The sequence below is a fragment of the Micromonospora sp. NPDC049903 genome, assembly GCF_044460945.1.
GTDB lineage: Bacteria > Actinomycetota > Actinomycetes > Mycobacteriales > Micromonosporaceae > Micromonospora.
Genome location: NZ_JBITKL010000024.1, coordinates 36,714 through 62,272, shown reverse-complemented (window position 1 = coordinate 62,272; position 25,559 = coordinate 36,714). Strand labels below are relative to the sequence as shown.

At 71.4% G+C, this 25,559-nt stretch carries 26 protein-coding genes and 1 pseudogene; 7 read left to right on the top strand and 20 right to left on the bottom strand.

The features are described 5' to 3' along the window. Window positions 1-92 precede the first annotated feature (92 nt). The 6 genes from ACIBO1_RS26635 to ACIBO1_RS26610 form a co-directional block, all read right to left on the bottom strand. Window positions 93-470, bottom strand: a complete 378-nt coding sequence (locus ACIBO1_RS26635; RefSeq protein WP_131053822.1) for a cytidine deaminase — start codon at window positions 468-470, stop codon at window positions 93-95. Continuing rightward, a complete protein-coding gene (locus ACIBO1_RS26630; RefSeq protein WP_396751118.1) occupies window positions 463-1,869 on the bottom strand; it encodes a hemolysin family protein in 1,407 nt (468 codons plus the stop codon). Before ACIBO1_RS26630 ends, ACIBO1_RS26635 begins: the two co-directional genes overlap by 8 nt. Next, window positions 1,845-2,318 (bottom strand): rRNA maturation RNase YbeY, encoded by a 474-nt coding sequence (gene ybeY / locus ACIBO1_RS26625; RefSeq protein ID WP_131053820.1) that lies wholly within the window; start codon window positions 2,316-2,318, stop codon window positions 1,845-1,847. The genes ACIBO1_RS26630 and ybeY overlap by 25 nt, the downstream gene beginning before the upstream one ends. A 15-nt stretch (window positions 2,319-2,333) precedes the next feature. After that, the gene (locus ACIBO1_RS26620) at window positions 2,334-3,392 is read right to left on the bottom strand and encodes a PhoH family protein (RefSeq protein ID WP_396751156.1); all 1,059 of its coding nucleotides are present in this window, start codon (window positions 3,390-3,392) and stop codon (window positions 2,334-2,336) included. Window positions 3,393-3,617: 225 nt separating this feature from the next. Beyond that, a complete protein-coding gene (locus tag ACIBO1_RS26615) occupies window positions 3,618-4,964 on the bottom strand; it encodes a serine hydrolase domain-containing protein (protein ID WP_396751154.1) in 1,347 nt (448 codons plus the stop codon). Between the two features lie 29 nt (window positions 4,965-4,993). Further along, on the bottom strand, window positions 4,994-5,356 hold the full coding sequence (locus tag ACIBO1_RS26610; protein ID WP_396751115.1) for a histidine triad nucleotide-binding protein: 363 nt from the start codon (window positions 5,354-5,356) through the stop codon (window positions 4,994-4,996). A gap of 92 nt (window positions 5,357-5,448) precedes the next feature. Here ACIBO1_RS26610 and ACIBO1_RS26605 point away from each other — a divergent pair, with 92 nt between their 5' ends. Further along, window positions 5,449-6,210 (top strand): SDR family NAD(P)-dependent oxidoreductase, encoded by a 762-nt coding sequence (locus tag ACIBO1_RS26605; RefSeq protein WP_396751113.1) that lies wholly within the window; start codon window positions 5,449-5,451, stop codon window positions 6,208-6,210. A gap of 97 nt (window positions 6,211-6,307) precedes the next feature. Here ACIBO1_RS26605 and ACIBO1_RS26600 read toward each other — a convergent pair whose 3' ends face one another. The 3 genes from ACIBO1_RS26600 to hrcA form a co-directional block, all read right to left on the bottom strand. Beyond that, window positions 6,308-7,042, bottom strand: a complete 735-nt coding sequence (locus tag ACIBO1_RS26600; protein ID WP_396751111.1) for a 16S rRNA (uracil(1498)-N(3))-methyltransferase — start codon at window positions 7,040-7,042, stop codon at window positions 6,308-6,310. Between the two features lies 1 nt (window position 7,043). After that, a complete protein-coding gene (gene dnaJ / locus ACIBO1_RS26595) occupies window positions 7,044-8,189 on the bottom strand; it encodes a molecular chaperone DnaJ (protein WP_131053814.1) in 1,146 nt (381 codons plus the stop codon). Between the two features lie 73 nt (window positions 8,190-8,262). After that, entirely contained in the window at window positions 8,263-9,285 is a 1,023-nt protein-coding gene (gene hrcA / locus ACIBO1_RS26590) for a heat-inducible transcriptional repressor HrcA (RefSeq protein WP_131053813.1), read from the bottom strand. Between the two features lie 211 nt (window positions 9,286-9,496). On the opposite strand from hrcA, the gene ACIBO1_RS26585 reads away from it, so the two are divergent. After that, window positions 9,497-10,129 carry a DUF4870 domain-containing protein gene (locus ACIBO1_RS26585; protein ID WP_396751109.1) on the top strand — a complete coding sequence of 211 codons (633 nt, stop codon included), beginning with the start codon at window positions 9,497-9,499 and terminating at the stop codon, window positions 10,127-10,129. Between the two features lie 16 nt (window positions 10,130-10,145). Here the strand turns inward: ACIBO1_RS26585 and hemW are convergent, their stop codons facing one another. Next, entirely contained in the window at window positions 10,146-11,369 is a 1,224-nt protein-coding gene (hemW, locus tag ACIBO1_RS26580; protein ID WP_396751107.1) for a radical SAM family heme chaperone HemW, read from the bottom strand. A gap of 20 nt (window positions 11,370-11,389) precedes the next feature. Between hemW and ACIBO1_RS26575 the strand changes: the two genes are divergently transcribed. From ACIBO1_RS26575 to ACIBO1_RS26565, 3 genes are all read left to right on the top strand, one after another. Continuing rightward, window positions 11,390-12,178 (top strand): enoyl-CoA hydratase-related protein, encoded by a 789-nt coding sequence (locus ACIBO1_RS26575; RefSeq protein WP_396751105.1) that lies wholly within the window; start codon window positions 11,390-11,392, stop codon window positions 12,176-12,178. Window positions 12,179-12,289: 111 nt separating this feature from the next. Next, complete coding sequence (locus tag ACIBO1_RS26570) at window positions 12,290-13,147, top strand: hypothetical protein (RefSeq protein WP_396751103.1); 858 nt, start codon at window positions 12,290-12,292, stop codon at window positions 13,145-13,147. 219 nt (window positions 13,148-13,366) lie between these two features. Further along, the gene (locus tag ACIBO1_RS26565) at window positions 13,367-14,272 is read left to right on the top strand and encodes a phytanoyl-CoA dioxygenase family protein (protein ID WP_350699757.1); all 906 of its coding nucleotides are present in this window, start codon (window positions 13,367-13,369) and stop codon (window positions 14,270-14,272) included. A gap of 203 nt (window positions 14,273-14,475) precedes the next feature. Here the strand turns inward: ACIBO1_RS26565 and ACIBO1_RS26560 are convergent, their stop codons facing one another. The 8 genes from ACIBO1_RS26560 to ACIBO1_RS26525 form a co-directional block, all read right to left on the bottom strand. Further along, entirely contained in the window at window positions 14,476-15,120 is a 645-nt protein-coding gene (locus ACIBO1_RS26560) for an MOSC domain-containing protein (protein WP_396751101.1), read from the bottom strand. A 21-nt stretch (window positions 15,121-15,141) separates the two neighbouring features. Beyond that, a complete protein-coding gene (locus tag ACIBO1_RS26555) occupies window positions 15,142-16,023 on the bottom strand; it encodes a carbohydrate ABC transporter permease (RefSeq protein ID WP_396751153.1) in 882 nt (293 codons plus the stop codon). 53 nt (window positions 16,024-16,076) lie between these two features. Then, window positions 16,077-17,063 (bottom strand): sugar ABC transporter permease, encoded by a 987-nt coding sequence (locus ACIBO1_RS26550; protein ID WP_350699753.1) that lies wholly within the window; start codon window positions 17,061-17,063, stop codon window positions 16,077-16,079. After that, window positions 17,060-18,346 carry a sugar ABC transporter substrate-binding protein gene (locus ACIBO1_RS26545; protein WP_350699751.1) on the bottom strand — a complete coding sequence of 429 codons (1,287 nt, stop codon included), beginning with the start codon at window positions 18,344-18,346 and terminating at the stop codon, window positions 17,060-17,062. Before ACIBO1_RS26545 ends, ACIBO1_RS26550 begins: the two co-directional genes overlap by 4 nt. A 193-nt stretch (window positions 18,347-18,539) precedes the next feature. After that, window positions 18,540-18,824 (bottom strand): GlsB/YeaQ/YmgE family stress response membrane protein, encoded by a 285-nt coding sequence (locus tag ACIBO1_RS26540; protein ID WP_396698784.1) that lies wholly within the window; start codon window positions 18,822-18,824, stop codon window positions 18,540-18,542. A 353-nt stretch (window positions 18,825-19,177) separates the two neighbouring features. After that, the gene (locus tag ACIBO1_RS26535) at window positions 19,178-19,468 is read right to left on the bottom strand and encodes a GlsB/YeaQ/YmgE family stress response membrane protein (protein WP_396751098.1); all 291 of its coding nucleotides are present in this window, start codon (window positions 19,466-19,468) and stop codon (window positions 19,178-19,180) included. Between the two features lie 194 nt (window positions 19,469-19,662). After that, the gene (gene lepA, locus ACIBO1_RS26530) at window positions 19,663-21,540 is read right to left on the bottom strand and encodes a translation elongation factor 4 (RefSeq protein WP_396751096.1); all 1,878 of its coding nucleotides are present in this window, start codon (window positions 21,538-21,540) and stop codon (window positions 19,663-19,665) included. A gap of 102 nt (window positions 21,541-21,642) precedes the next feature. Next, on the bottom strand, window positions 21,643-22,176 hold the full coding sequence (locus tag ACIBO1_RS26525; protein ID WP_396751094.1) for a DUF4240 domain-containing protein: 534 nt from the start codon (window positions 22,174-22,176) through the stop codon (window positions 21,643-21,645). 89 nt (window positions 22,177-22,265) lie between these two features. Between ACIBO1_RS26525 and ACIBO1_RS26520 the strand changes: the two genes are divergently transcribed. Then, window positions 22,266-23,261, top strand: coding sequence for a phosphotransferase family protein (locus tag ACIBO1_RS26520; RefSeq protein ID WP_396751092.1), 996 nt, complete (start codon window positions 22,266-22,268; stop codon window positions 23,259-23,261). Between the two features lie 149 nt (window positions 23,262-23,410). Further along, window positions 23,411-23,677, top strand: a complete 267-nt coding sequence (gene rpsT, locus ACIBO1_RS26515; protein WP_117229515.1) for a 30S ribosomal protein S20 — start codon at window positions 23,411-23,413, stop codon at window positions 23,675-23,677. Window positions 23,678-24,051: 374 nt separating this feature from the next. Here the strand turns inward: rpsT and ACIBO1_RS26510 are convergent. Both ACIBO1_RS26510 and holA read right to left on the bottom strand, forming a co-directional pair. Beyond that, window positions 24,052-24,486, bottom strand: a pseudogene (locus ACIBO1_RS26510) (hypothetical protein); the annotation flags it as partial. Continuing rightward, the gene (gene holA, locus ACIBO1_RS26505; RefSeq protein WP_396751090.1) at window positions 24,483-25,466 is read right to left on the bottom strand and encodes a DNA polymerase III subunit delta; all 984 of its coding nucleotides are present in this window, start codon (window positions 25,464-25,466) and stop codon (window positions 24,483-24,485) included. The gene holA and the pseudogene ACIBO1_RS26510, both read right to left, overlap by 4 nt. Window positions 25,467-25,559: the final 93 nt, after the last annotated feature.

Here is a 25,559-nt window from a genome sequence, read left to right as displayed (position 1 = left end):
CACTCCGCTCGCTCATGCCGGCACTCCGCTACGCTCCGCGCCGCCATGAGGCACCACCACACTGCACCTGATGATTCGCTCACTCCGCTCGCTCATGCGGTCACCGTGCCGAGGACCGTGCCGTCGGGAGCAGCGAGGTGGACCGGGGCGTCGGCGGCCAGGTCGCGTACGGCCGCGTAGCCGGCGCCATCCAGAGTGGACGCCTCGGTCACCACCACGGCGGCCTCCAGCCGGGTGGCACCCGCCGCAGCCGCCGAGGCGACCGCCAACTGGAGCGCGGTGATGGTCAGCGAGGGCAACGACACGCTCGCCGCCGCGTACGTGCGACCGTCCTGGTCCCGGACGGCCGCGCCCTCCACGGCACCCACCCGACCCCGGGCACCCCGGGCGAGGATGACCAGCTTGCCGTCCTCGGCGCTCAGTTCGGCCTCGGCGGGCAGGGCGGTCGGTACGGCGGGTGACTCAGGCATCGGCGGGTAGCCTCTCCTCGGATCGGTCGGTGTCACCCCGGGAAGCCGTCGCCTCGCCACCCGGGTTCTCCTGCGTGTCGGACGGTTCGACCCGGTGCACCAGCACCGTGTCGATCCGGTTGCGGCGGCCGGTGGTGCCCTCGGCGATCAGCCGCAGGCCGGACACCTCCGCCTCGGCGCCGGGAATCGGCACCCGGCCGAGGGACTGGGCGAGTAGACCGCCCACCGTCTCGACCTCGTCGTGCGGCAGCTCGGTGTCGAACAGCTCGCCGAGCGCCTCCACCGGCAGCCGGGCGGTGACCCGCACCGCGCCGTCCGGCAGCTGCTCGATCGGCGGGCGCTCGACGTCGTACTCGTCGGTGATCTCACCGACGATCTCTTCGAGGATGTCCTCGATGGTGACCAGACCACCGGTGCCGCCGTACTCGTCGACCACGATGACCAGGTGATTGCGGGCGGCCTGCATCTCGGAGAGCAGGTCGTCGACGGGCTTGGACTCCGGCACGAAGGTCGCCGGCCGCATCAGCTCGGCCACCGGGAGCTGCGCGTCCTCGGCGGCCCCGCCCTGGGTACGCCGGATCAGGTCCTTGAGATAGAGGATGCCGAGCACGTCGTCGACGCTCTCGCCGATCACCGGGATCCGGGAGAAGCCGGAGCGCAGGAACAACGCGAGCGCCTGGGACAGGTTCTTGCCCGACTCGATCCACACCATCTCGGTACGCGGCACCATCACCTCGCGGGCGATGGTGTCACCGAGGGCGAAGACCGAGTGGATCATCTGCCGTTCGCCGTGCTCCACCACGCCCCGCTGCTCGGCGAGGTCGACCAGTTCGCGCAGCTCGACCTGGGTGGCGAACGGCCCCTCGCGGAAGCCGCGCCCGGGCGTCACCGCGTTGCCGATCAGGATCAGCAGCGACGCGAGCGGGTTGAGCACCCGGCCCAGCCAGCGCACCAGCGGCGCGGCCGAGCGGCCCACCGCGTACGCGTGCTGCCGGCCGAGGGTACGCGGACCGACGCCGACCACCACGAAGCTGACCACGGTCATCGCCCCGGCGGTGATCAGTGCCGCCCGCCAGCCCGCGCCGAAGGTGTCCACCGCGACCAGCGCCACCAGCGTGGTGGCGGTCAGCTCGGCGAGCAGCCGGAGCAGCAGCAGGAGGTTGAGGTGACGGACCACGTCACCGGCGACCGCCTGGAGCGTACGGGCTCCCCGGGCTCCGTCGCGGGCCAGTTCGGCGGCGCGGGCCGGGGAGACCGCGGCCAGGGCCGCCTCGGTCATCGCGATCAGGCCGGCGAGCACCACCAGCCCGGCCGCGAAGACGAGCAGTTGCAGATCGGGTAGGCCGGTGGCGGGCGCGGCCAGCACAGTGTCCATCACCGGGAGCGGGTCGACCGCCAACTGGACAGCAGCCGGGCCTGGAGCCCGAACATCTCCCGCTCCTCCTCCGGCTCCGCGTGGTCGTAGCCGAGCAGGTGCAGCACGCCGTGCACGGTGAGCAGGTGCAGCTCGTCGGCGGCGCCGTGCCCGGCGGTCGCGGCCTGTTTCGCCGCCACCTCCGGGCAGAGCACGATGTCACCGAGCAGGGCCGGCTCGCCACCGGCGGCGGCGTTCTCCCCCGGCCCGTGGTCGACGCTGCCCTCGTCCATGGGGAACGCGAGCACATCGGTGGGACCGTCGCCGCCCATCCAGCGATGGTTCAGCTCGGTCATGTAGTCGATGTCGACCAGCAGCACGGAGAGCTCGGCGAGGGGGTTGACCCCCATCTCGTCGAGCGCGTGCCGGGCGACGGCGAGCACGGCGTCGGTGTCGACCTCGACACCGGACTCGTTGGCGATCTCGATGGACAACTGTCTTCCCTCGGTCTAGCGGCGCCGGCCGGCGCGGTTGCCCTGGGCAGTACGCCCGGCCACCGCGTGCACGCCCTGGGCCTGCTGGTTCTCCCGCTCGGCGTCCCACCGGGCGTACGCGTCGACGATCTCACCGACCAGTCGATGCCGCACCACGTCGGCGCTGGAGAGCTGCGCGAAGTGCACGTCCGGGACGCCTTCCAGGATCTCCCGGACCACGCGCAGCCCGCTGGTCGTCCCGCCGGGCAGGTCCACCTGGGTGACGTCACCGGTCACCACGATCTTGGAGCCGAACCCGAGCCGGGTGAGGAACATCTTCATCTGCTCGGGCGTGGTGTTCTGCGCCTCGTCGAGGATGATGAACGCGTCATTTAACGTCCTACCTCGCATGTATGCCAGCGGGGCGACCTCGATGGTGCCCGCCGCCATCAGCTTCGGGATGCTCTCCGGGTCCAGCATGTCGTGCAGCGCGTCGTAGAGCGGGCGCAGGTAGGGGTCGATCTTCTCGTTGAGCGTGCCGGGCAGGAAGCCCAGCCGCTCCCCCGCCTCGACCGCCGGTCGGGTCAGGATGATCCGGTTGACCTGCTTGGCCTGCAACGCCTGGACCGCCTTCGCCATGGCGAGGTAGGTCTTGCCGGTGCCGGCCGGGCCGGTGCCGAAGACGATGGTGTGCCCGTCGATCGCGTCGACGTAGCGCTTCTGCCCGAGCGTCTTGGGACGGATGGTCCGCCCGCGCCGGGACAGGATGTTGAGCGTCAGGACCTCTGCGGGCCGCTCCGCGCCGCCCTGTTCGAGCATGCCGACGGTACGCCGGACGGCGTCTGTGGTCAGGGTCTCGCCTTTCTCGATCAGTTCGAGGAGTTCGCTGAAGATCCGCTCGGCGAGAGCGTTGTCGGCGGGGGCACCGGTGATCGTGATTTCGTTGCCGCGTACGTGCACGTCACTGTTCACGGAGCGCTCGACCAGTCGCAGGATCTCGTCACCCGCGCCGAGCAGGTTGACCATGATCTTCGAGTCGGGGACCGTGATCTTGGTCTGCACCCTGGGCGGGCCGGGAGGTGGGGTGCCGGTCATAGGTCGGGCCGAGGGGCCCTGCGCCACCTGCTCTCGATCTCGGCGCCGGGCCTGCTGCCACGGCGTACGGATGTTGGCTCCATCGTATCGGTTCAACGGCGCGGACACGCCGCCCATTTCCCCCGGCAACGGCCGGGCGTGGCCCCTCGGTGCGCCTGCTCACAGCGGCGACGGCGAGTGGCCGCCGCGCCATCCGACGACTGGTGCACAAGTAGACAAAACTCCTCAGCTTCCGACCCGGAAGTCGTACCTGTCGAAGGTCTCCTGCCGTCGGGTGAACCGGTAGGTCGCCCAGTGCATCCGGACCACCTCGCCGACGGAGTCCCGGGTCAGCCGGAGCAGTTCGCCGACCTCCCGGCCGGAGACCGTCCGGAACACGTCCGGCTGCTCCGGCATCGGCGCGAAGACCGCCGGCGGCTTCTCCGACGGGTCACCGGCACCCCGGGCCTGCAGGGCACCGTCGTGCCAGCCGAAGACGTACTCGAAACCCTCGCCCCACCAGCGACCGAGCAGCCCGCGCAGGTGCTCCGGGGCCGGTGTGCCCGGCCGCCACGGCACGATGTCGGCCGGGTCGTGCTCGACCGAGGCGGCGAGCAGCCGGTGCGGCAGCTCCAGCACGTCCACGGCGGTACCGGAGGAACCCAGCACGGCGGCGCCGAACGCGGCGGGAGCGTCCTCGCCGCCCCGCCGGCCGTACACCCCGGCGAGGAACCCGGGCATCGCGCCGTCGTGCCCGACGTGCACCACCCGCTGGCCCTGCGGCAGCAGGAGCAGGCCCAGGCCGAAACCGCCGGACCACGACGTCTCGTCGGTGACCGTCACCGGCCAGCGCATCTCCTCCAGCGTGGCCGGCGCGAGCACCACTCCGGTCGGGTCCAGGGCCGCCGGGTCGGCCAGGAACGCGGCCCACCGAGCCATGTCACCGGCGGTGCTCCACAGCTGCGCGGCGGGCCCGACCGCACCGAAGTCGGTCGGCGGCTCCGGGCGCGCCTCGTCGGAGTACGCGTCGACCAGGAACCCGGTCGCCGCGCGGGGCCCCGGGTCGACCGTGGTCGCGGTCAGCCCCAGCGGGACGAGTACCCGCTCGGTCAGCACCTCGGCCCAGGTCCCGCCCCGCACCTGGCCGACCAGCCGACCGAGCAGGGCCATCCCCAGGTTCGAGTAGTGGTAGCGACGGCCCGGCGGCAGCACCCGCTCCGCCCGGGCCAGCTCGGCGACCAGCCGGTCGGCGTCCGGTGCCCGCAACGTGTCCCAGACGTCGCCGTACGGCTCCCGTTGCAGGCCGGCGGTGTGCGACAGCAGGCGACGCACGGTCAGCTCGCCGTGGGCCGGCAGGTCCAGATGCCGGTCCAGCGGATCGTCCAGGTCGAGCAGGCCGTCGTCGCGGCACTGGAGGGCGAGCACGGCGGTGAAGGTCTTGGTCACCGACCCGATGCGGAACCGGGTGTCCGCGTCCAGCGCGGTGTCGTTGCCGGTGCCGCCGACCGTGCAGGTCCACAGCGGGCGGTCGGCCCGGTGCACCGCCGCCGCCAGGGCCGGCACCCGTCCCCGCGCCTGGACCTGCCGCACCATCCGGTCGAGCCGACCGGTGGCGGCTGTGGTCACGCCACGCTCCGGGCCAGCATCGGCCCGAGCGGCGCACCGCCCAACACGTGCGCGTGCACGTGGAAGACCTCCTGGCCGCCGTACGCCCCGGTGTTGAACATCAACCGGAAGCCGTCCCCGAGCAGCCCCTCGTCCTCGGCCACCGCGGCGGCCGTGGCCAGCACCTCACCGGCCAGCGCCGGGTCACCGGCGGCCAGGGTAGCCACGTCGGCGTAGTGCTCCTTGGGAACGATCAGGACGTGCACCGGCGCCTTCGGGTCGATGTCGCGGAAGGCGAGCGTGGTGGGGGTCTCACGGACCACGGTGGCCGGGATCTCCCCGGCGACGATCCGGCAGAACAGGCAGTCAGGAGTACTCACCGGGGCAGTGTAAGGAAGGGTCCCCTGCTAACGCCTCGTGTATAGGAAGGGTCCCTTCCTCACATCCGGGCGGGTGCGGCAGGATGGCGCGCATGGCAGGGCGGGCGGTACTGGTCACGGGTGGTTCACGCGGCATCGGGCGGGCGGTGGTCACGGCCTTCGCCGCCTCCGGCGACCGGGTGGCGATCCACCACCGCGACTCGGCGGAGCTGGCCGAGGCGTTACGGGCCGAGCTTCCCGGCGACGGCCATCTGGTGGTCCGCGCCGACCTGGCCGACCCCGACGCGGTACGCGCGATGGTGGACCAGGCGGCGGAACGACTCGGCGGGCTCGACGTACTCGTCAACAACGCCGGGGTGTTCGGCCCGGCCGATCCACCGCACCCGGTCTTCGAGAGCAGCTACGAGCAGTGGCAGCGACGGTGGCGCGAGATCCTCGACACCAACCTGCTCGGCGCCGCCAACGCCGCCTGGTGCGCGGCCCAGCACATGCGCTCGGGCGGTGGGCGCATCGTCAACGTCTCGTCGCGTGGCGCGTTCCGGGGCGAACCCGCCAACCCGGCGTACGGCGCCAGCAAGGCCGGGCTCAACGCGATGGCCCAGTCGCTCGCGGTGGCCCTGGCGCCGTACGGCATCGCGGTCGCCACGGTCGCGCCCGGTTTCGTGGCGACCGACATGACCAACGAGCACCTGAAGTCGCCACGCGGCGACGCGGTCCGGGCACAGAGCCCGTTCGACCGGGTGGCCCGCCCCGAGGAGATCGCGGCGGCGGTGCACTGGTTGGCCAGCCCCGAGGCGGAGTGGGCCTCCGGCACCATCGTGGACCTCAACGGCGCCTCCTACCTGCGCACCTAGAGATCCCCGGCCGGAGAGCGCCGCGTCCGACCACAGACCGTTGCGTCCGTTGAAGCAGAGCAAAGGGGCCGAGGTGCACACCCTCGGCCGGTCGCGGTCACCAGCGCAGCAGGCGGGTGGCGAGTACGGCCAGGGCGGCCACCCCGGCCGTGGAGGTACGCAGCACCGACGGGCCTAGTCGGACCGGCTGCGCGCCGGCCTCCTGGAAGGAGGTCAGCTCGGCCGGGCCGATGCCGCCTTCCGGGCCGACCACCAGCACGATCTCGCCCCGGTCGGGCAGCTCGACGGTGGTCAGCCGGTCGCTCGCCTCCTCGTGCAGCACATAGCCTGCGGCGGCACCGGCGATCCGGCGGGCCACCGACGCGCTTGACTCGTCCGGGGCGCCGGCCACCACCGGCAGCCACGCCCGGCGGGCCTGCTTGGCCGCCTCCCGGGCGGTCGCCACCCACTTGCCCCGGGCGCGTACGCCTCGTTCGCCGCGCCACTGCACCACCGAGCGGGACGCCGCCCAGGGCACGATCTCGTCCACGCCCGTCTCGGTCATCGCCTGCACGGCCAACTCGCCCCGGTCACCCTTGGCGATGCCCTGCACCACCACCAGTCGCGGGTTCGCCGCGTCGACGTACCCGCGACCGGTGATGTCCAGGTCGAGCGTGCCTCGGCCGACGGCGGTGACCACGGCGTCGGCGGTGCCGCCCCGACCGTCGGCGAGCAGCAGTTCCTCGCCGACCCGGAGCCGCTGCACGGTCGCCGCGTGATGGCCCTCCGGCCCGTCGAGCACCGTCGAGTCGCCGGTGGGCAGCGACTCGACCAGGAAGAGCGGTGCGGACACCTCAGGCGTGACCGTTGAAGGCGTCGCGCATCCGGGAGAAGAAGCCGCCCTGCTTGCTGAGCTCGGCGACCTCCTCGCCCCGGGTCACGGCGAACTCCCGCAGCATCCGCTCCTGGTCGGCGTCGAGCTTGGTCGGGGTACGCACGTCGAGGTGGACGTAGAGGTCGCCCCGACCGGCACCGCGCAGGTGCGGTACGCCCCGGGCCCGTAGCCGCAGCGTGCTGCCCGGCTGGGTGCCCGGTTTGACGTCGACCGGCTCCTCGCTGTCCAGCGTCTTGATGGTCAGCCGGGTGCCGAGCGCGGCGGCGGTCATCGGCACGGTGACCCGGCAGTGCAGGTCGTCGCCCTTGCGGGAGAAGACGTCGTGCGGCCGCTCGTGGATCTCCACGTACAGGTCACCGGCGGTGCCGCCACCCGGACCGACCTCGCCCTGCTGCGCCAGGCGGATCCGCATCCCGTCCTCGACGCCGGCCGGGATCTTCACGGTCAGCGAGCGGCGGGTCCGGACCCGGCCGTCACCGGCGCAGGTGGGGCAGGGGTGCGGGATGGTCGTGCCGTAGCCCTGGCAGACCGTGCACGGTCGGGCGGACACCACCTGGCCGAGGAAGGTGCGCTGCACCGACTGCACCTCGCCCCGGCCACCACACGCCTCGCAGGTGGCCAGGTGGGTGCCGGCGGCCGTGCCGGCCCCGGTGCAGGTGGTGCAGAGCACCGCGGTGTCGACCGTGATCGGGGCCTCGACCCCGAAGGCGGTCTCCTGCAGGTCGAGTTCCAGCCGCAGGATCGCGTCGGCCCCGGGCCGGGTACGCGGTCGCGGGCCACGCCCGGCGCCGGTGGCCCCGCCGAAGAAGGCGTCCATGATGTCCTGGAAGCCGACGAAGGGTCCGGCGCCACCGGGGCCGCCCGGTCCACCGGCACCGCCGCCGCCCGGGGCGAGCGGGTCGCCACCGAGGTCGACGATCTGCCGTTTCCGGTCGTCGGACAACACCTCGTACGCGGCGTTGATGTCCTTGAACTTCTCCTGGGCCTCCGGGTCCGGATTCACGTCCGGGTGGAACTGGCGCGCCAGCTTGCGGTAGGCGCGCTTGATCTCGTCGTCGGAGGCCCCTCGGCTCACGCCGAGAATGCCGTAGTAGTCCCTGGCCACTGGGTTCCGTGTCCTCGTGTTCGTCTCGCGTTACGCCGGTCGGTGGCGGCAGCCTGCCGTCGGCCCTGACTGGTCAGTTCTGGGCCAGCAGCTCGCCCACGTAGCGTGCCACGGCCCTCACCGTGGCGATTGTTCCGGGGTAGTCCATCCGGGTCGGTCCCAGCACGCCCATCCCCCCGACGATGGTCGCGCCCGGGCCGTATCCGGTGCTGACCACGGACGCCGCCCGCAGGTTGTCGATCTGGTTCTCGTCGCCGATGCGGACCCGCAGCGTGCTCGGTTCGACCTCGCCGATGAGCTTGAGCAGCACCACCTCCTCCTCGAGCGCTTCGAGGATGGGGCGCAGCGACCCCTGGAAGTCGAGCAGGCCACCCCGGGCCAGGTTGGCGGTGCCGGCCAGGGCGAGCCGCTCCTCGTGCCGTTCGACGAGGGTCTCCAGCAGGACGGTGGAGAGCGTGGTCATGGCCGCCCGCAGGTGCGGCGCGCACTCGTCGATGAGTGTCTGCACCAGCGGTGGCGTGTCGGACAGGCGGGTGCCGACCAGCTTCTCGTTGACCAGTCGGCGCAGGTCCAGGACGTCGTCGGCGGGGACCGGCGCGGGCAGTTCGACAAGCCGCTGCTCGACCCGGCCGGTGTCGGCGATCATCACCAGCGTCAGCCGGGTGGTGGAGATCGGCACGAGTTCCAGGTGCCGGACGGTGGAACGGGCCAGGCTCGGGTACTGCACCACGGCGACCTGGCGGGTCAGTTGCGCGAGCAGGCGTACCGTCCGGTGCACCACGTCGTCGAGGTCCACCGCGCCGACCAGGAACCGTTCGATCGCCCGGCGTTCGGCCGGGCTGAGCGGCTTGACCCGACTGAGCCGGTCGACGAAGAGGCGGTAGCCGCGATCGGTGGGCACCCGTCCGGCACTGGTGTGCGGCTGGCGGATGTAGCCCTCCTCCTCCAGCACGGCCATGTCGTTGCGTACGGTGGCCGGGGACACACCGAGTTGGTGCCGTTCCACGAGCGCCTTGCTGCCGACCGGCTCCTGGGTGGCGACGTAGTCCTCGACGATCGCCCGGAGCACGGCGAGTTTCCGGTCGTCGAGACCCATCCTCCCCACCTCCTGTCGCAGGTCAGCCCGGAGCGCCCAGAGTGCCAGAGGAACACTCTGGCACTCGACTGTAGCGAGTGCCAGTCTACGTCGGGGTTCCCGTGCCCGCGATGATCAAGTCGTCCCGGTCGTGGCGGAAACCGGCCGACGGGTTGACACGCCCCGGTGTCGCTATGGTGCGTCCGTTGCCGCTGGCACCTACCGTGGCCACATGACTGAACCACCTCGTCCTCCAGGGTCCGGCGACGACCCCACTTCTCCACTGTCGGGCTCCTCCGGCCAGCCCGGCTATCCCCCGCCCGGCGGCTATCCGCCGCCCACCGGCGACCAGCCCCCGCCACCCGGCGGTTACGGCCCGCCCGGTGACTATCCGCCGTCAGGCGGCTACCCCCCGCCGGGTGGCTATCCCCCGCCGGGCGAGTACCCGCCAGGTGGCGCACCCGGTGTCGGGTACCCGACGGGTGGTTACGGTCCCCCCGGCGGCGGCTACGCCAACAACGAGGACAAGACCTGGACGCTGATCGCCCACTTCGGTGGCCCGCTCGGGGTGATCGTGGGTGGGGGCCTGCTGGGCTGGGTCGCGCCGCTGATCGCGATGATGACCCGAGGCCAGCAGAGCCCGGTGGTCCGGGCGCACTCGGTGGCCGCCGTGAACTTCCAGATCACCTGGGCGATCGCCGGTTTGCTCAGTTGGGTGCTCACCGCGATCACCTGCGGCCTGCTGTTCTTCGTGCCGTTCCTGGTCTGGATCGTGCCGGTGATCTTCGGCATCATCGCCGGGGTCAAGGCCAACGAGGGCGCCCTCTACCGCTACCCGATGACCTACGCCTTCGTGAAGCGCTGACCCTCGGAGACGCTTGTCAGGGCAGCAGGTCCCGCACCACGGCGTCGGCGAGCAGCCGGCCGCGCACCGTGAGGACGGCGCGGCCGGCCGCGTGGGCCGGCGCGGCGAGCAGGCCCTGCGCCACCGCCCGCGCGGCGGCCGCCCGACCGGCCTCGTCGAGGACGTCCAGCGGCAACCCGGACGCGAGCCGCAGCCGGAGCATGACGTCCTCCATGTGTGCCTCGCCGTCGGTGAGCACCTCCCGGGCCATCCCGGGGGACTCACCGGCGGCGAGCCGGCTCGCGTACTCGCGGGGGTGCTTGACGTTCCACCAGCGCACGCCACCGACGTGGCTGTGCGCGCCCGGGCCGAGGCCCCACCAGTCGCCGCCGGTCCAGTACAGCAGGTTGTGCCGGCACCGGGCGGCCGGTGTCCGCGCCCAGTTGGACACCTCGTACCAGGAGAAACCGGCCGCGTCGAGGGCTGCCTCGGCGGCCAGGTAACGCTCCGCGGCGACATCGTCGTCCGGGTACGGCAGCTCGCCGCGTCGCATCCGCGCGGCCAGTCGGGTGCCGTCCTCGACGATCAGGGCGTACGCGCTGACGTGGTCGACGCCCGCCGCCACCACCTGGGCCAGCGACTCGGCGAAGTCCTCCGCCCGCTCCCCCGGCGTCCCATAGATCAGGTCCAGGTTGACGTGCGCGAACCCGGCGTCGCGCGCCTCCAGTGCGGCGGCCGGTGCGCGCCCGGCCCGGTGCCGGCGGTCGAGCACGGCGAGCACCCCGGGCGTGGCCGACTGCATGCCGAGCGAGATCCGGGTGTAGCCGGCTGCCCGCAGTTCCTTGAGCGAGACCGGGTCGACCGACTCCGGGTTGGCCTCGGTGGTCACCTCGGCGTCGGCGGCCAGCCCCCAGGTGCGGTCGATCGCGTCGAGGATGCGGGCCAGATCGTCGGCGGGCAGCAGGGTGGGGGTGCCGCCGCCGACGAAGACGGTCTCCACCCGGCCCGGCGGCGTCTCGCCCAGCACCCGCGCGGCGAGTGCCAGCTCGGCGAGCACCGTGTCGGCGTACCCCTCCCGGCTCGCGCCGCCGCCCAACTCCTCGGCGGTGTACGTGTTGAAGTCGCAGTAGCCGCAGCGGCTGGCGCAGAACGGCACGTGCACGTACACGCCGAAGCCCTGGTGCCCGACGCGGGCGCGGGCGGAGGCGGGCAGCGACCCGTCGGCGGGTACGGGTTCGCCTGCTGGAAGGAGGCCGGGCATGGCCACTAGTGTGCCCTCACATGACCTCTCCCGACGCGTTCGTGCGGGTCGCCACGGCCCGTGGGGTGACCACCCTCACCCTGGACAGCCCGCACAACCGCAACGCGCTCTCCACCCCGTTGATGACCGAACTGCTGGCCGGGCTGGCTGCCGCGGTCGACGACGACGCGGTCCGGGTGATCGTGCTGGACCACACCGGCCCGGTCTTCTGTTCCGGGGCGGACCTGAAGGAGACGGCGGCGGCGTACGCCAGCGGCACGGTGCCCGCCGGGATGCTCGGTGACGTGCTCGCGGCGGTCTGGGAGTGCCCGAAGCCGGTGCTGGCCCGGGTGGCCGGTCCGGCACGGGCCGGCGGCCTGGGCCTGATCGCCGCGGCCGACCTGGCGGTCTGCGCGGCGGAGGCCACCTTCGCCTTCACGGAGGTACGGATCGGGGTGATCCCGGCGGTGATCTCGGCGACGGTGCTGCCCCGGCTGCTCCCTCGGGCCGCCGCCGAGCTGTACCTGACCGGCGACACCTTCGACGGCCGACGGGCCGCCGAGATCGGCCTGGTCACCACGGCGGTGCCCGGCGACGAGCTGGACGCCACGGTCGGGCGCTACCTCGACTCGCTGGTGCGTGGCGCCCCGATGGCGCTGACCGGTGCGAAGGACCTGCTGCGCCGCCCGGCCGGCACCGACCTGCGCGCCGAGCTGGCGGAGCTGTCCGCGCTGTCCACCGGCTACTTCCTGTCCGGCGACGGCATCGAGGGGGTCACCGCGTTCCGGGAGAAGCGCCCGCCCCGATGGGTCGCCGAACTCGACAGGTGAGGAAGGGCCGCCCCGGGGAACCTCATCAGGCACCGACGACGGGGGAAACCGGTCGGAGCGCTCGTACCGGTCGACGCGGGACGTACGCTTGGCGGACCTTGATACCGGGAGGTGTGGGTGCGGACTCGGGCAGTCGTGACGGGTTTCGTGGTCCTCGTGCTGATCGCCGTGATCGGGATCGTCCTCGGTCTGCGGCAGGTCGGTGAGCAGTTGCGGCTGCCGTTCGCCGGTCGGGCGTGCACGGTGCAGGCCGATGGCGAGGTGACGCTGGACTCGCAGCAGATGGCCAACGCGGCGACGATCGCGGCGATCGGCGCCCAGCGCAAGATGCCGGAGCGGGCGGTGGTGGTGGCGCTGGCCACCGCGTACCAGGAGTCCGGGCTGCGCAACCTGGCCGGCGGCGACCGTGACTCGGTGGGGCTGTTCCAGCAGCGGCCGAGCCAGGGCTGGGGCACACCCGAGCAGATCGGCGACCCCCGGTACGCGGCCCGGAAGTTCTACGCGGCGCTGAAGAAGGTGCGCGGCTGGGAGGACATGCGGGTCACCGACGCCGCCCAGAAGGTGCAGCGCTCCGCCTTCCCGGAGGCGTACGAGAAGTGGGCCGACGAGTCGGAGGTGCTGACCCGGGCGCTGCTCGGCGACGCCACCACGGCGGTCACCTGCACGGTGGGGGGCGATCCGGTGCTGCGCGGCGCGGCGGCGATCGCGAAACTGGCCGAGGGGCTGACGCTCGACTGGGGGCTCAGCGACTTCGTGGAGAGCCCCGTCGGGCTGACCACGTCCGCCGACGGTGAGCGCGCCGGCTGGCGGTACGCGCACTGGATGGTCTCGCACGCCAAGGAGCACGGGGTGAAGCGGGTCACCTTCGACGGCCGGGAGTGGACCGCCAAGCGCGGCACCTGGAAGCGGCTGCCGGAGCAGGACCGCAGCGACTCGCAGGTCTTCGCCGAGGTCCACGCCGACGTCTGAAAGACCTCGATCTCCTTACCCGCAGTCATCGCGAAAACCGGCTATTCGCCCTTATCCCCCGCCTGGCGCGATTGATCGCAACTCTCCGCAGTTGATCCGCCGCCGTCGGTCGCGATGTCGACGTGAAGGCCCCGGGGCACTCCCCGGGGCGTGTCGACGAGAGTTACGATCGGCGGCCTGTGCCCGAAATTGGTTTCACCTCTTGGGGAGGGGTACGACGTGGCATTCGACTACGGCGACCGGACCGGCTACGAACCGATCAGCGACGTCGATCGCAAGGAGTTCCACGAGCAGGGCTTTCTCCTGCTGCGCAACGTCCTGACCGAGGACCACCGGGCCGCTCTCGAGGCCGCGGTCGACCGGGTGTACGAGGAGGAGAAGGCCAAGGGCAAGACCACCAAGGACGGCACCCTGCACCTGCTCGGCTTCCTCGAGCGCGACGAGCTCTTCGGTGAACTGCTCACCCACCCGATCGCCTTCCCGTACATGTGGGGTCTGGCCGGGTGGAACATCTACTCGCACCACAACCACCTCGACGTCACCCCGCCGGCACTGGAGCCGGAGAAGCCGTACTGGGGGTGGCACCAGGACGGGTACCGGCAGAACTCCGACCCGGAGACGATGGACCCGAACCTGCCTCGGCCGATGTTCTCGCTGAAGGTCGCCTACGTGCTCTCCGACCTGTCGGAGAACGGTCGCGGCGCGACCAAGGTGATCCCGGGCAGCCACCTGTGGAACTCGCTGCCCCGTCCGGCGGACACCACGGTGCACAACCCGGACCCGGAGGGCACCGTCGAGATCACCGCCAACCCGGGTGACGCGTTCATCTTCGACCGCCGCCAGTGGCACTCGCGGTCGACGAACCTGTCGACGATCACCCGCAAGATGCTCTTCGTGGGCTACACCTACCGGTGGATCCGCCCGCTGGACGAGCTGCACATCGACCAGAACGGCGAGTGGTGGAACAACCGCACGCCGGTGCAGCGCCAGCTCTGCGGTGAGGGCACCCACACCGCGAACTACTGGGGCATCAACTGGGACGGCTACATCGACGACGAGATCCCGCTGCGCAAGGAGCTCAAGGAGCGCGGTCAGCTCAACCGCAACATCCCCTGGCTCCGCTGATCTGATGTAAGGAAGGGTCCCCTGCTAACGCCTGGTGCATAGCAGGGGACCCTTCCTAACATCCAGCCGCACCGCAGCACGTCCGGCGCGCTCCGCAGCACGTCCGGCGCGCTCCGCAGCACGTCCGGCGCGCATCCGGCCGCGCCGCAGCGCGTTCGGCCGCATCGCAAGCGCGTTCGGCGCGCAGCGGCGCTCGGCGGCGGTCAGCCGGTGGGCGTACGCAGGCGTCGGTGCACCTTGGCGCGGGTCGACTCGGGCAGGTCGTCGGCGTCCAGCAGCCGGGGCAGCAGCGCGGGCTCCAGGCTCAGCGCCCGGAACACCTCACCGATGGTCACCCCGTGCGCCGGCCGGTCCACCACCTCGACCGGGTCGCCGGCACCCACCGTCCCGGCCCGCAGCACCCGCAGGTACGCCCCGGGCGCCGCGCGTACGGTGAATCGCTTGATCAGATCCGGTACACCCCAGAACCCGGCGAACGTCCGGCAGGGCGTACGCGGCTTGGTCACCTGCAACAGCGCGGACCCGATCGCCCACCGCTCCCCGATCACCGCGTCGGTCACGTCCACCCCGAGCGTGCTCAGGTTCTCGCCGAAGCGCCCCGGCGGCACGTCCCGCCCCAACTCCGCCGCCCACCACTGCGCGTCCTCCGTGGCGTACGCGTACACCGCCTGGTCGGGACCGCCGTGGTGGGCCCGTTCGCCGATGAAGTCACCGACGACCTCGTCGGCGCGCACGGTCACCCGCTCGGCGGCCGGCCGCTTGTCGATGCCGCTGCGTCCGCTGGCGTCACCGGCCCAGGCCGCCTCGGTGACCACCGCGAGGTTCACCGAGATCAGTTTCCCCGTCATACCGGCCAGCCTACGACCGGCTCATCCCTTGACCGCGCCGGCCACCAGGCCGGAGACCATCCGCCGCTGCACCAACAGGAAGAAAATGATCACCGGCAGGGTGAACAGCGTGGAGGCGGCCATCACCGGCCCCCAGGCGGTCTCGTCGCGCCCGAAGAAGAAGGTCATCGCCACCGGCAAGGTGTAGCGGTCCTGCCGGTTGATGAAGGTCAACGCGAAGATCAGCTCGTTCCACGCGACGATGAAGGAGAAGATGCTGGTCGCGACCAGGCCCGGCGCTACAAGCGGGAACAGGATCCGGCGGAAGATCTGCGCCCGGTTGGCGCCGTCGATCGCCGCGGCCTCCTCCAGTTCCTTGGGTACGGCGGCGACGAACCCGCGCAGCATCCAGATCGCGAAGGGCAGCGAGAAGCCCAGGTAGGTGAGGATCAGGCTGGGCAGGGTGTTGTAGAGGCCGAGCCGCTGGATCATCAGGAACAGCGGGATGACCAGCGCCTCCAGCGGGATCATCTGCACCACCAGCAGCATGATCAGGAAGCTGGTCCGGAGGGTGAAGCGGAACCGGGCCACGGCGGTGGCGGCGAGCAGGGCCACCAGGCCGCTCAGCAGCACCGTGGTCACCACGACCAGCAGGCTGTTGAGGAAGAAGTCGGTGTAGCTGACCCCGGGGATCAGGTTCCCGGTGAGGATCTGGCGGTAGTGCGCCAGCGTCGGCTCGGCCGGCAGCGGGCGTGGCGTGCTGGCGAAGATCTCACTGCTCGGCTTGAGCGAGGTGGTGATCATCCAGTAGACCGGGAAGGCGGCGAAGATCGCCACCAGCAGGCCGGCGCCGTTGAGGGCGATCCGCCGGACGGTACGGCTGCGCCGCCCACCGCCTCGGCTCCGCCGGCCGACAGCGGTCAGACGGGGCTCGGCGTCCTGCGGGGTACGCCCGGCGGCGGGTGCCGTGTCGGCCGTCACGCCTCCTCCTCCTGCTTGAGCACCATCCGCACGTACACCCCGGTGACGACCAGCAGGATCAGCGTGAGGATCACCGCGACCGCCGCGCCGAGGCCGTACTTGGGCGGGGGTGAGAACGCCTCGGCGTACGAGTAGACGGAGAGCATGAAGGTCGGTCGGTCCTGGGTGCCCCCGGCGAGCACGTAGTACTGGGTGAAGACCTTGAAGTCCCAGATCGTGGAGAGCACCACCAGGATGCCGAAGACCGGCCGCAGCAACGGCACGGTGACCTGCCAGAACACCCGCCACGGCCCGGCACCGTCGACCCGGGCCGCCTCGTGCAGCTCGCTCGGCACGCTCTTGAGCCCGGCCAGCACGCTGACCGCCACGAACGGGAAGGAGTGCCAGACCACCACCAGCGTGAGGATCGCGAAGAACAGCAGCGGGGAGTTGAACCAGCCGTACCCGGTCCAGTCGGTGCGGCCGAAGAGCGCCTGCGAGAGCCCGTCCGGCAGCGCGTTGAAGGCCCAGGTGACCAGCCCGCTGGTGTCGTTGAAGATCCATTTCCAGACGATGGTGCCGGTCAGCGCGGGGGTGGCCCAGGCGAGCATCACGCAACTGGCCACGAACGCCGCCATCCGTCGGCCCAACCGGTTGAGCAGCAGCCCGACCAGGGTGCCGAGGACCATCGTCAGCGCCACGTTGGCCGCGGCGAAGAGCACCGTGTTGCGCAGCACGGTCCAGAAGAACGGGTCACCGAGGATCTGGGCGTAGTTGCCCAGCCCGACCCAGGGCCAGTCCCGGTCGCCGCGCAACTGGCGGACGTTGTCCAGCCGGTGGAAGGACATCACCACCACCTGACCGAGCGGCCAGAGCAGCAGGACGCCGATGATCACCAGGCAGGGCAGCAACAGCAGGTACGGCAGGCGGTCCACTCGGCGGCGCCGCCGCACGGGGGTCTCCCGTGCGGCAGCGGCCTCCGGCGTCTCGGTCAGCGTGGTCACTTGGCGTTGAGGATGCTTTCCATCTCCGCGGCCGCTTCGGCGGTGGCCTGTTCGACCGTCTTCTGACCCTTCATGACCGAGCTGTTCATCGCCTGGGTCACCGTCTTGGTCCGGCTGACCTCGACCCACCTGGGGGTGAGCGGCGTGAGCTTGGTGTTCTGCATCGTGGTCGCGAACGCCGCCATGATCTTGTCATTCGCGTACCGGTCGCCGCCCACCAGGTCGGAGTAGACCGGGAAGAAGCCGAGGCTGTCCGCGAACTCCTGGGCGTTCTTCTTGTTCAGCAGGACGGTGAGGTAGTCCCAGGCGAGGTCCTGACGCTGACTGTCCTGCCAGACGGCGAGGTCGGAGCCACCGGCGAAGGCGGGTGCGGGCCGGCCGTCCGGGCTCGGGATGGGGAAGGTGCCCCAGACCTTCTCGATCTCCGGGTTGTCCTTGGCGATCGCGCCCTGCTGCCAGCTCCCGGCGAAGGCCATCGCCGCCTTGCCGGTGGCGAACTGGGTCCGCGCGTCGATCTCGTTCCACCCGGCGGCGGCCGGCGGGGCGACCTTGTGCACGGTCACCAGGTCGGTCCAGAACTTCACCGCCTGCTGCGCCTGCGGCGAGGTCAGGCCGGAGGTCCAGGTGTCGCCCTGCTGGGTGGCGATCTCACCGCCGGCACCCCACAGGAACGAATAGAACGGCAGCTCGGAGTTGCCGGGCAGGGCGATGCCGTACGTGCCGGGCTTGACGGCCTGTACCGCCTTGGCCGCCGCCACCAGCTCGTCCCAGGTCTTCGGCGGTTGCACGCCGGCCTCGGCGAACCAGTCGGTGCGGTAGTAGATGCCCCGGACTCCGGCGTACCACGGCACGCCGTACTGCCGTCCGTCGAGCTGGGCGTTGCGCACCAGGTCGGGCAGGATGTCCTTGCCCTCGGCCCAGCCGTTCATCCGGTCGGTCACGTCGGCGAGGGCCTCCTGCGCCGCCCAGCCCTGCGTCTCGGTGTTGCCTAGCTCGGTGATGTCGGGGCCTTCGCCCCCGGCGAGCGCGGCCTGGAACTTCTTGGGCGCCTCCAGCCAGGGGACGTACTGCACGACCACGTCGGTGTCCGGGTGCTTGGTGCGGAACTCGGTCTCCACGGCGTCGAGGAACGCGGTCTGCGCCTCGCTGCCCTCGCCCATCATCCAGACCGTCAGTCTGCTGGTGTCTGCCGCGTCGTCACCGGAGCCACCGCAGCCGGCCAGCACCATCGCGGTCGTGGCCACCACGGCGGTGACCGGGACCAGCCGTTTCCACCTGTTCACGCGACTTCCCTCCCGCCTGGCATTAACCTTCTCCGTCGCACCCTAGTACGAAGGATTCCTTTACGACAGTGGGCGGGCCCGACGGTATCGCAGGACGGAGCGGCGAGGAGGTGGTACGCGACTGGCAAACCGGGGCGTACGACAACGAAAGGCGCCCGACCTCGACGGTCGGGCGCCTTTCGAGACTCAGCTGTTACCGGGTGACACCCCGGCGGCTGCGGCCCACCCCGGAGACCAGCGCCACCGCGACGGCCGCCAGCAGCACCTGGAGCATGAGCTCCCGCCAGTCGATGCCGGCGGTCTCGGCGAAGCCCGAAGCGCGGGCGATGACCGTGCCGAGCAGAGCGGCGCCGACACCGATCACCATGTGCAGCCAGATCGGCATCGGCTGCCGGCCCGGCACCACCAGGCGTCCCAGCGCGCCGATGATCAGACCGACGATCAGCGCGGTGATGATGCCCCAGACGGTGAGCTCCATGGTCGTTCTCCTTTACAAAAGACTTCCCACGGTTTTCGTGGTTTTCTGTCGTCGACAGAGCTATTTCCCGACCCCATCGAACCCCAAACCGAATTTCTGCGCCCAGACGGCACGAGATCACCCAGAAGTGCGGTTCACGCAGCTCGGGAAGGGCGATCCGCCGGACGAGATCCGGCGCGGACCCGGGGCCCGACCACAGCGGGCGCGGGTGCCGGGGCAAGGAAGGGTCCCCTGCTAACGCCTCGTGTATAGGAAGGGACCCTTCCTTACCTCCGGGAGTCGGGGTGCCGCCGACAGACGCCAGCGGGCGCCCGACCAGACGGCCGGGCGCCCGCGAAGGCGTATGGGGGTGTTTACCGGTGGGTCACACCACGGCGACGGCTGCCCACGCCCGCGACCAGCGCCACGGCGATCGCAGCCAGCGCGACCTGCACCAGCAGCTCGGCCCAGTCGATGCCGGCGGTCACCGTGGCGATGCCCGCGGCCCGGGCGAGAACGGTACCCAGCAGCGCGGCGCCGACACCGATGACCATGTGCAGCCAGATCGGCATGTCCTGCCGGCCCGGGACCACGAGGCGGCCCAGCGCGCCGATGATCAGACCCACGAACAGTGCGGTGATGATGCCCCAGACGGTGAGCTCCATGGTGGCCCTCCTCAGCAGAAGATGTCATTCGGCGGGGTTTTCCTGTCGGGCGAGTCAGTTCCCTCGACGCCGAATTCCCAAACCGATCGGAGCACCACCGGATGGCATCCCGGCCATGTCGCCGGTCGATGCCACCACCATTCGCGCACGTCGCGGCCGGGTGCCGGGCCCCCCGGCCCGGCACCCGGCGGCGACTACTTCTTGCCCGCCTGCTTGCCGTCGCCGGAGTCGGAGGAGAGCGCCGCGATGAAGGCTTCCTGGGGGACCTCGACCCGGCCCACCATCTTCATCCGCTTCTTGCCCTCCTTCTGCTTCTCCAGCAGCTTGCGCTTACGGCTGATGTCACCGCCGTAGCACTTGGCGAGCACGTCCTTGCGGATCGCCCGGATGGTCTCCCGGGCGATCACCCGGCTGCCGATGGCGGCCTGGATCGGCACCTCGAACTGCTGGCGCGGGATCAGGTTGCGCAGCTTCGCGGCGATCGTGGTCCCGTACGCGTACGCCTTGTCCTTGTGCACGATCGCGCTGAACGCGTCCACCGGCTCGCCGTGCAGCAGGATGTCGACCTTCACCAGATCGGACGCCTGCTCGTCGGTGGGCTCGTAGTCCAACGAGGCGTAGCCCTTGGTACGGCTCTTGAGCTGGTCGAAGAAGTCGAAGATGATCTCGGCCAGCGGCAGCGTGTAGCGCAGCTCCACCCGGTCGGCGGAGAGGTACTCCATGCCGAGCAGGCTGCCCCGGCGGCCCTGACACAGCTCCATCACCGCACCGACGTAGTCGTTCGGGGTCAGCACGCTGGCCCGCACCGTCGGCTCGTACACCTCGGCGATCTTGCCGGTCGGGTACTCGCTCGGGTTGGTGACGATGATCTCCACGCCGTCCTCCTGGATGGCCCGGTAGACCACGTTCGGCGCGGTCGAGATCAGGTCCAGGTTGAACTCCCGCTCCAACCGCTCCCCGATGATCTCCAGGTGCAGCAGGCCGAGGAAGCCGCAGCGGAACCCGAAGCCCAGCGCGCCGGAGGTCTCCGGCTCGTAGGTCAGTGCGGCGTCGTTGAGCTTGAGCTTGTCCAGCGCGTCCCGCAGCGCCGGGTAGTCCGACCCGTCGATCGGGTACAGGCCGGAGTAGACCATCGGCTTCGGGTCCTTGTATCCGCCCAGCGCCTCGTCCGCCGGCCGGCCGTTGATGGTGACCGTGTCACCGACCCGGGACTGCCGGACGTCCTTAACACCGGTGATCAGGTAGCCGACCTCGCCGACCCCGAGCGCCTCGGACTTCACCATCTCCGGCGAGATGACGCCGATCTCCAGCAGCTCGTGGACGGCACCGGTGGACATCATCTTGATCCGGTCCCGGGCGCTGATCCGCCCGTCCACCACCCGGACGTAGGTGACCACGCCCCGGTACACGTCGTACACCGAGTCGAAGATCATCGCGCGGGCCGGGGCGTCGGCGTCGCCGACCGGCGGGACGAACTGCCGGACGATCTCGTCGAGCAGGTGCGGCACACCCTCACCGGTCTTGCCGGAGACCTTGATGCAGTCCGCCGGGTCGCCACCGATCAGGTGCGCCAACTCCTCGGCGTACTTCTCCGGCTGCGCGGCCGGCAGGTCGATCTTGTTGAGGACCGGGATGATGTGCAGGTCGTTCTCGAGCGCCAGATACAGGTTGGCCAGCGTCTGCGCCTCGATGCCCTGCGCGGCGTCGACCAGCAGGACGGCGCCCTCGCAGGCGGCCAACGAGCGGGACACCTCGTAGGTGAAGTCCACGTGGCCCGGGGTGTCGATCATGTTGAGCACGGCCTGCTCACCGGTCCGCTCGCCCTCGCGGATCGTCCACGGCATGCGCACGGCCTGGCTCTTGATGGTGATGCCGCGTTCGCGCTCGATGTCCATCCGGTCGAGGTACTGCGCGCGCATCTGCCGTGGGTCGACCACACCGGTGAGCTGCAACATCCGGTCGGCCAGGGTCGACTTTCCGTGGTCGATGTGGGCGATGATGCAGAAGTTCCTGATCCGCGCCGGGTCGGTGGCACCAGGAGCGTTCGCGCCGGGATCGAGCGTCGGTGGCACAGCGGTCCGTTCTGGTCGGCTGACGTGAGCGGGCCGGCACCGCCGGCCCCCTCTATGCTCCCACGTCCCCGGCGGACGACCGCCGCGCGGGCGAACCCGGACTCACTCCGGCGGCGGCTCGACGAAGAGGGCGGCCAGCCGGGGCAGCCGCCGTCGGGCCTCGTCGGAGTTGTCGAAGTCCCAGAACTCGTTCAGGTCCGGCGTCCGCGCCGCCTCACGCACCACCGGCATATCGGACGCGGTCGCCTTGCGGTACGCGTCCCACGGCACGGCGAGCATGTCCTCGCACTCGAACTCCTCGCCGCTGAGCGCGGCTGCCCGGACCTCCGGCAACTCGGCCAGCGAGTCCGGGTCGGCGACCGCGCGGGCGAAGACCTCCCGACCCCGCGTCATCAGCCAGCCCCGGAAATACTCGAAGCCGTCGTCCGAGGCACCGTAGTTCACCATGTACGCGGCACCCCACAGGTCGACCCGGTAGGAGGCGGCGAGCACCCGCCGCTGGTGCTCCGCGTACCCGACGATCTCCTCCGGGTCGCGGGCGGCGAGCAGCGCGACGGCGCGGGCGGCGATGGCGTCCGGCTCTCCGCCACCGGCGCGGGCCCGGTCGATCAGCTGCCAGAAGTCCTCGGTCCTCATGACCCGGCAGTCTGGCAGACAGGTGGGACAGCGGCGGGACCCGACGAGTCCGGCGCGCGGCGCGCGGCGGCGACGCCGTACCGGGCAGCATGGTCGGGGTGAGCAACCCGGCCCCGCCGCCCGTGGCGTACCACGCGACCGCCCAACGCCCGCCCTGGCACACGCTGCCGGAGGCGGTCCGCGCCGCGCTGTCGGATCGGCTCGGCGCCCCGGTCGTCGCCGCCGAGACCGCCGGTGCCGGGTTCACCCGGGGCTTCGCCGCGGTGCTGCGCATCGGCGACGGCGACACCGCCTTCGTCAAGGCCGCGTCCCGCACAGAGCAGCCGCACCTGGTCGACTGGTACGCCCGCGAGGCGGCCATCCTCGCCCGCCTGCCCGCCGGTCTCCCCGCCCCGCGCCTGCGCTGGACGCTGTTCGAGGCCGACTGGTACGCGCTCTGCCTGGAACCGATCCACGGCCGCCTCCCCCGGTTGCCCTGGGACCCGGCCGAACTGACCGACACCCTCGCCGGGTACGCCGATGTCGCCGCCGCGCTCGCCGAACCGCCGCCCGACCTGGTCGCCCTCGGGCTGCCCCGGCTCGCCGACCTCGCCCGCGACGACATCCTCTGGTGGGGCGAGGTCGCCGCCGGCCGGGAACCCGTACCGCCGCTGCCCGAACCGCTGCGCGGCCGGATCGCCGACCTGGCCGCGCTGGAGTCCCGGCTCCCCGGGTACGCCGCCGCCACGACCGGACTGACCCACGGTGACCTGCGGGCGGACAACGTCCTGATCGACGCGGCGGGCACCGCCTGGTTCTGCGACTGGACCTGGCTCTGCCACGGCCCGGCCTGGTTCGACCTGGCCAACCTGCTGATCACCGGGTACGCCTCCGGCCTCGACGCCGACGCCCTCTTCGCCGCCCACACGACCGTCGCCGACGCACCGGACGACGCGCTCGACGTGACCCTGGCCGCCCTGGCCGGCTACCACCTCACCGCCGCCGCGTCGGCGCCCCCGACCGCGTCGACCCACCTACCGACGCACCAGCGGTGGACCGGCGAACAGGCGCTCGGTTGGCTGGCCCGTCGGCGGGGCTGGTCCTGACCACGCCCGGTGGCGCGGCACCTGCCCACGAGGGCTGTTTTGGCCCGTGCCGACCGACCTGGTAGCCTGGCTTTTCGCGCAGCGATGACGCATGCTCGTCGTCGCGCGCACAAGCTGACCAACCCGAGCTATCAAGACGAGGCTGTCGCGTGGCGAACATCAAGTCCCAGATCAAGCGCAACCGGCAGAACGAGAAGCGCCGGCTGCGTAACAAGTCGGTCAAGTCGTCGCTGAAGACCGCCATCCGCAAGTTCCACGAGGCCGCTGAGGCCGGTGACGTCGAGAAGGCCACCACCCTCATGCAGGACGCCTCGCGCAAGCTGGACAAGGCCGCCAGCAAGGGCGTGATCCACGCCAACCAGGCCGCCAACCGCAAGTCGGCGATCGCCAAGCGCGTCACGTCGCTCGCTGCCTGAGGCAGCGACCTCAGACCTGACGGAAAGCCCCGGGGCAGTGCCCCGGGGCTTCCGCACGTCTCCGCCCGGCTCGGGCGCAACCGATCTTGCAGCCCGGCAAGGCGCACAGCCTCAGCCGTCCTTGCCCGACTTCTGCGTCGGCCAGGTCTTCGGGGTCGTCGGGCAGTGCTGGATCAGGAACCGGGTTCGCAGGTACGGCGGCGACGTCCAGGAGCCTTGGACGTTTCCGGAGCCGGTGGGCGCGGTGACACGGCGTCCGAACCGACCTTCGCCGATCCAACCTTCGCCGATCCGGCCTTCGCTGATCCGATCGAGCCGCTACCGGCCGGCGTCGTGCCCGTGACGTCCGGGCGGGCCGGCCGCAGAGTGGGTGCGGGTGGGGCGGGCGGACGCGTCGGTGACGACGGGTCCACGGCGGGCAGCGGCTCCGACCGGAGCACGACGCCGGGCACGGTGTGCGGCAGCCAGTCGACCCGGGCCCGCCCGACCACGGGTTCCATCTGCTTGCGGAACCGGTCGCGTTCCTGCTCGGGCACGGCTGCCGCGGAGCGGACCACCACGGCCGCCACCAGGTCGTTGAGCTTGACCATGACGGCCACCGCCGCCGGCAGCACCAGCACCGCCCACCACTTCACCAGCTCGGCGAGCACGAGCAGGGCGGCCAACGCGATCGCGCCCTCGAAGAAGAGGAAACAGAGCACTCCACCCGGGTTGACGACACGCAGCCCGAGCACCCGGGCATAGAGCGGTCGATACCGCTCCTCGTCGGCCGGGATCGTGGCCCATGAGCCACGGAGGGCTCCGCTCATCTGGCGCCGCCCTGCTGCCGCGCCGCGGCCACCGAGAAGACCGCCTTCTCCAGCGCGTACGCCCGGTCGTCGGAGCCACCCTTCACCGCCGCGTTGCACTCGGCCGCCGCCCGCATGGCCTCGACCAGGGCGTCCGGCGTCCAGCCCCGCGCCTGTCGCTGGGCCCGTTCGACCTTCCACGGCGGCATGCCCAGGCTGCTGGCGAGCTGGTACGGGCTGCCCCGACCGGCCGAGGCGACCCGGGCCACGGTGCGGATCCCGTCGGCGAGGGCGTCGGCGATCGGCACCGGGTCCACCCCGACGTGCAGCGCCCAGCGCAACGCTTCCAGGGCGGCGGGCAGATCACCGACCATGGTGGCGTCGGCGACGGTGAAGCCGCTCACCTCGACCCGACCCCGGTAGTAGCGGGAGACCGTGTCGGCGCCGATCCGGCCATCGGTGTCGGCGATGAGCTGCGAGCAGGCTGCCGCGAGTTCCCGCAGGTCGTTGCCGACCGCCGCGATCAGCGCCTCGGCCGCGTCGTCGGTGCAGCGCCCACCGGCCCGGCGGAACTCGTCCCGCACGAAGGCCACCCGATCGCGGTGTCCCTTGAGCTTGGTGGCCGGCAACACCTGCGCACCGGCTGCCTTCAACCCGTCGGCGAACGCCTTGCCCTTGGCCGCGCCGAGATGCTGGACGACGAGCTGCACCTCGGGGTCGGGATTCTTCGCGTAGGCCAGCAGGGCGGCGGTCAGGTCCTTGCGGGCGTCCTGACCGGACCGCAGCACCAGCACCCGTCGTCCGCCGAACAGCGAAGGGCTCAGCATCTCGTCGATCTCGCCCACGGTGAGCTGCCCCGCCTGGTACTCACGCACGTCCGCACCCGGGTCGGCGGCGCGGGCGGCGGCGACGGTTTCGGTCACCGCACGCGTGGCGAGCAGCTCCTCGTCGCCGAGGACGAGCACAATGGGAGCGGCATTGGCGGCGGTCACGCCGCCCATACTCGCACGCTCTGCGGCGAGGTCCAGTCTGCTCGTCGGTACTGTGCTGGCAGACCCCGCACTCAGCGCAAATCCAGACATATATACAATTAG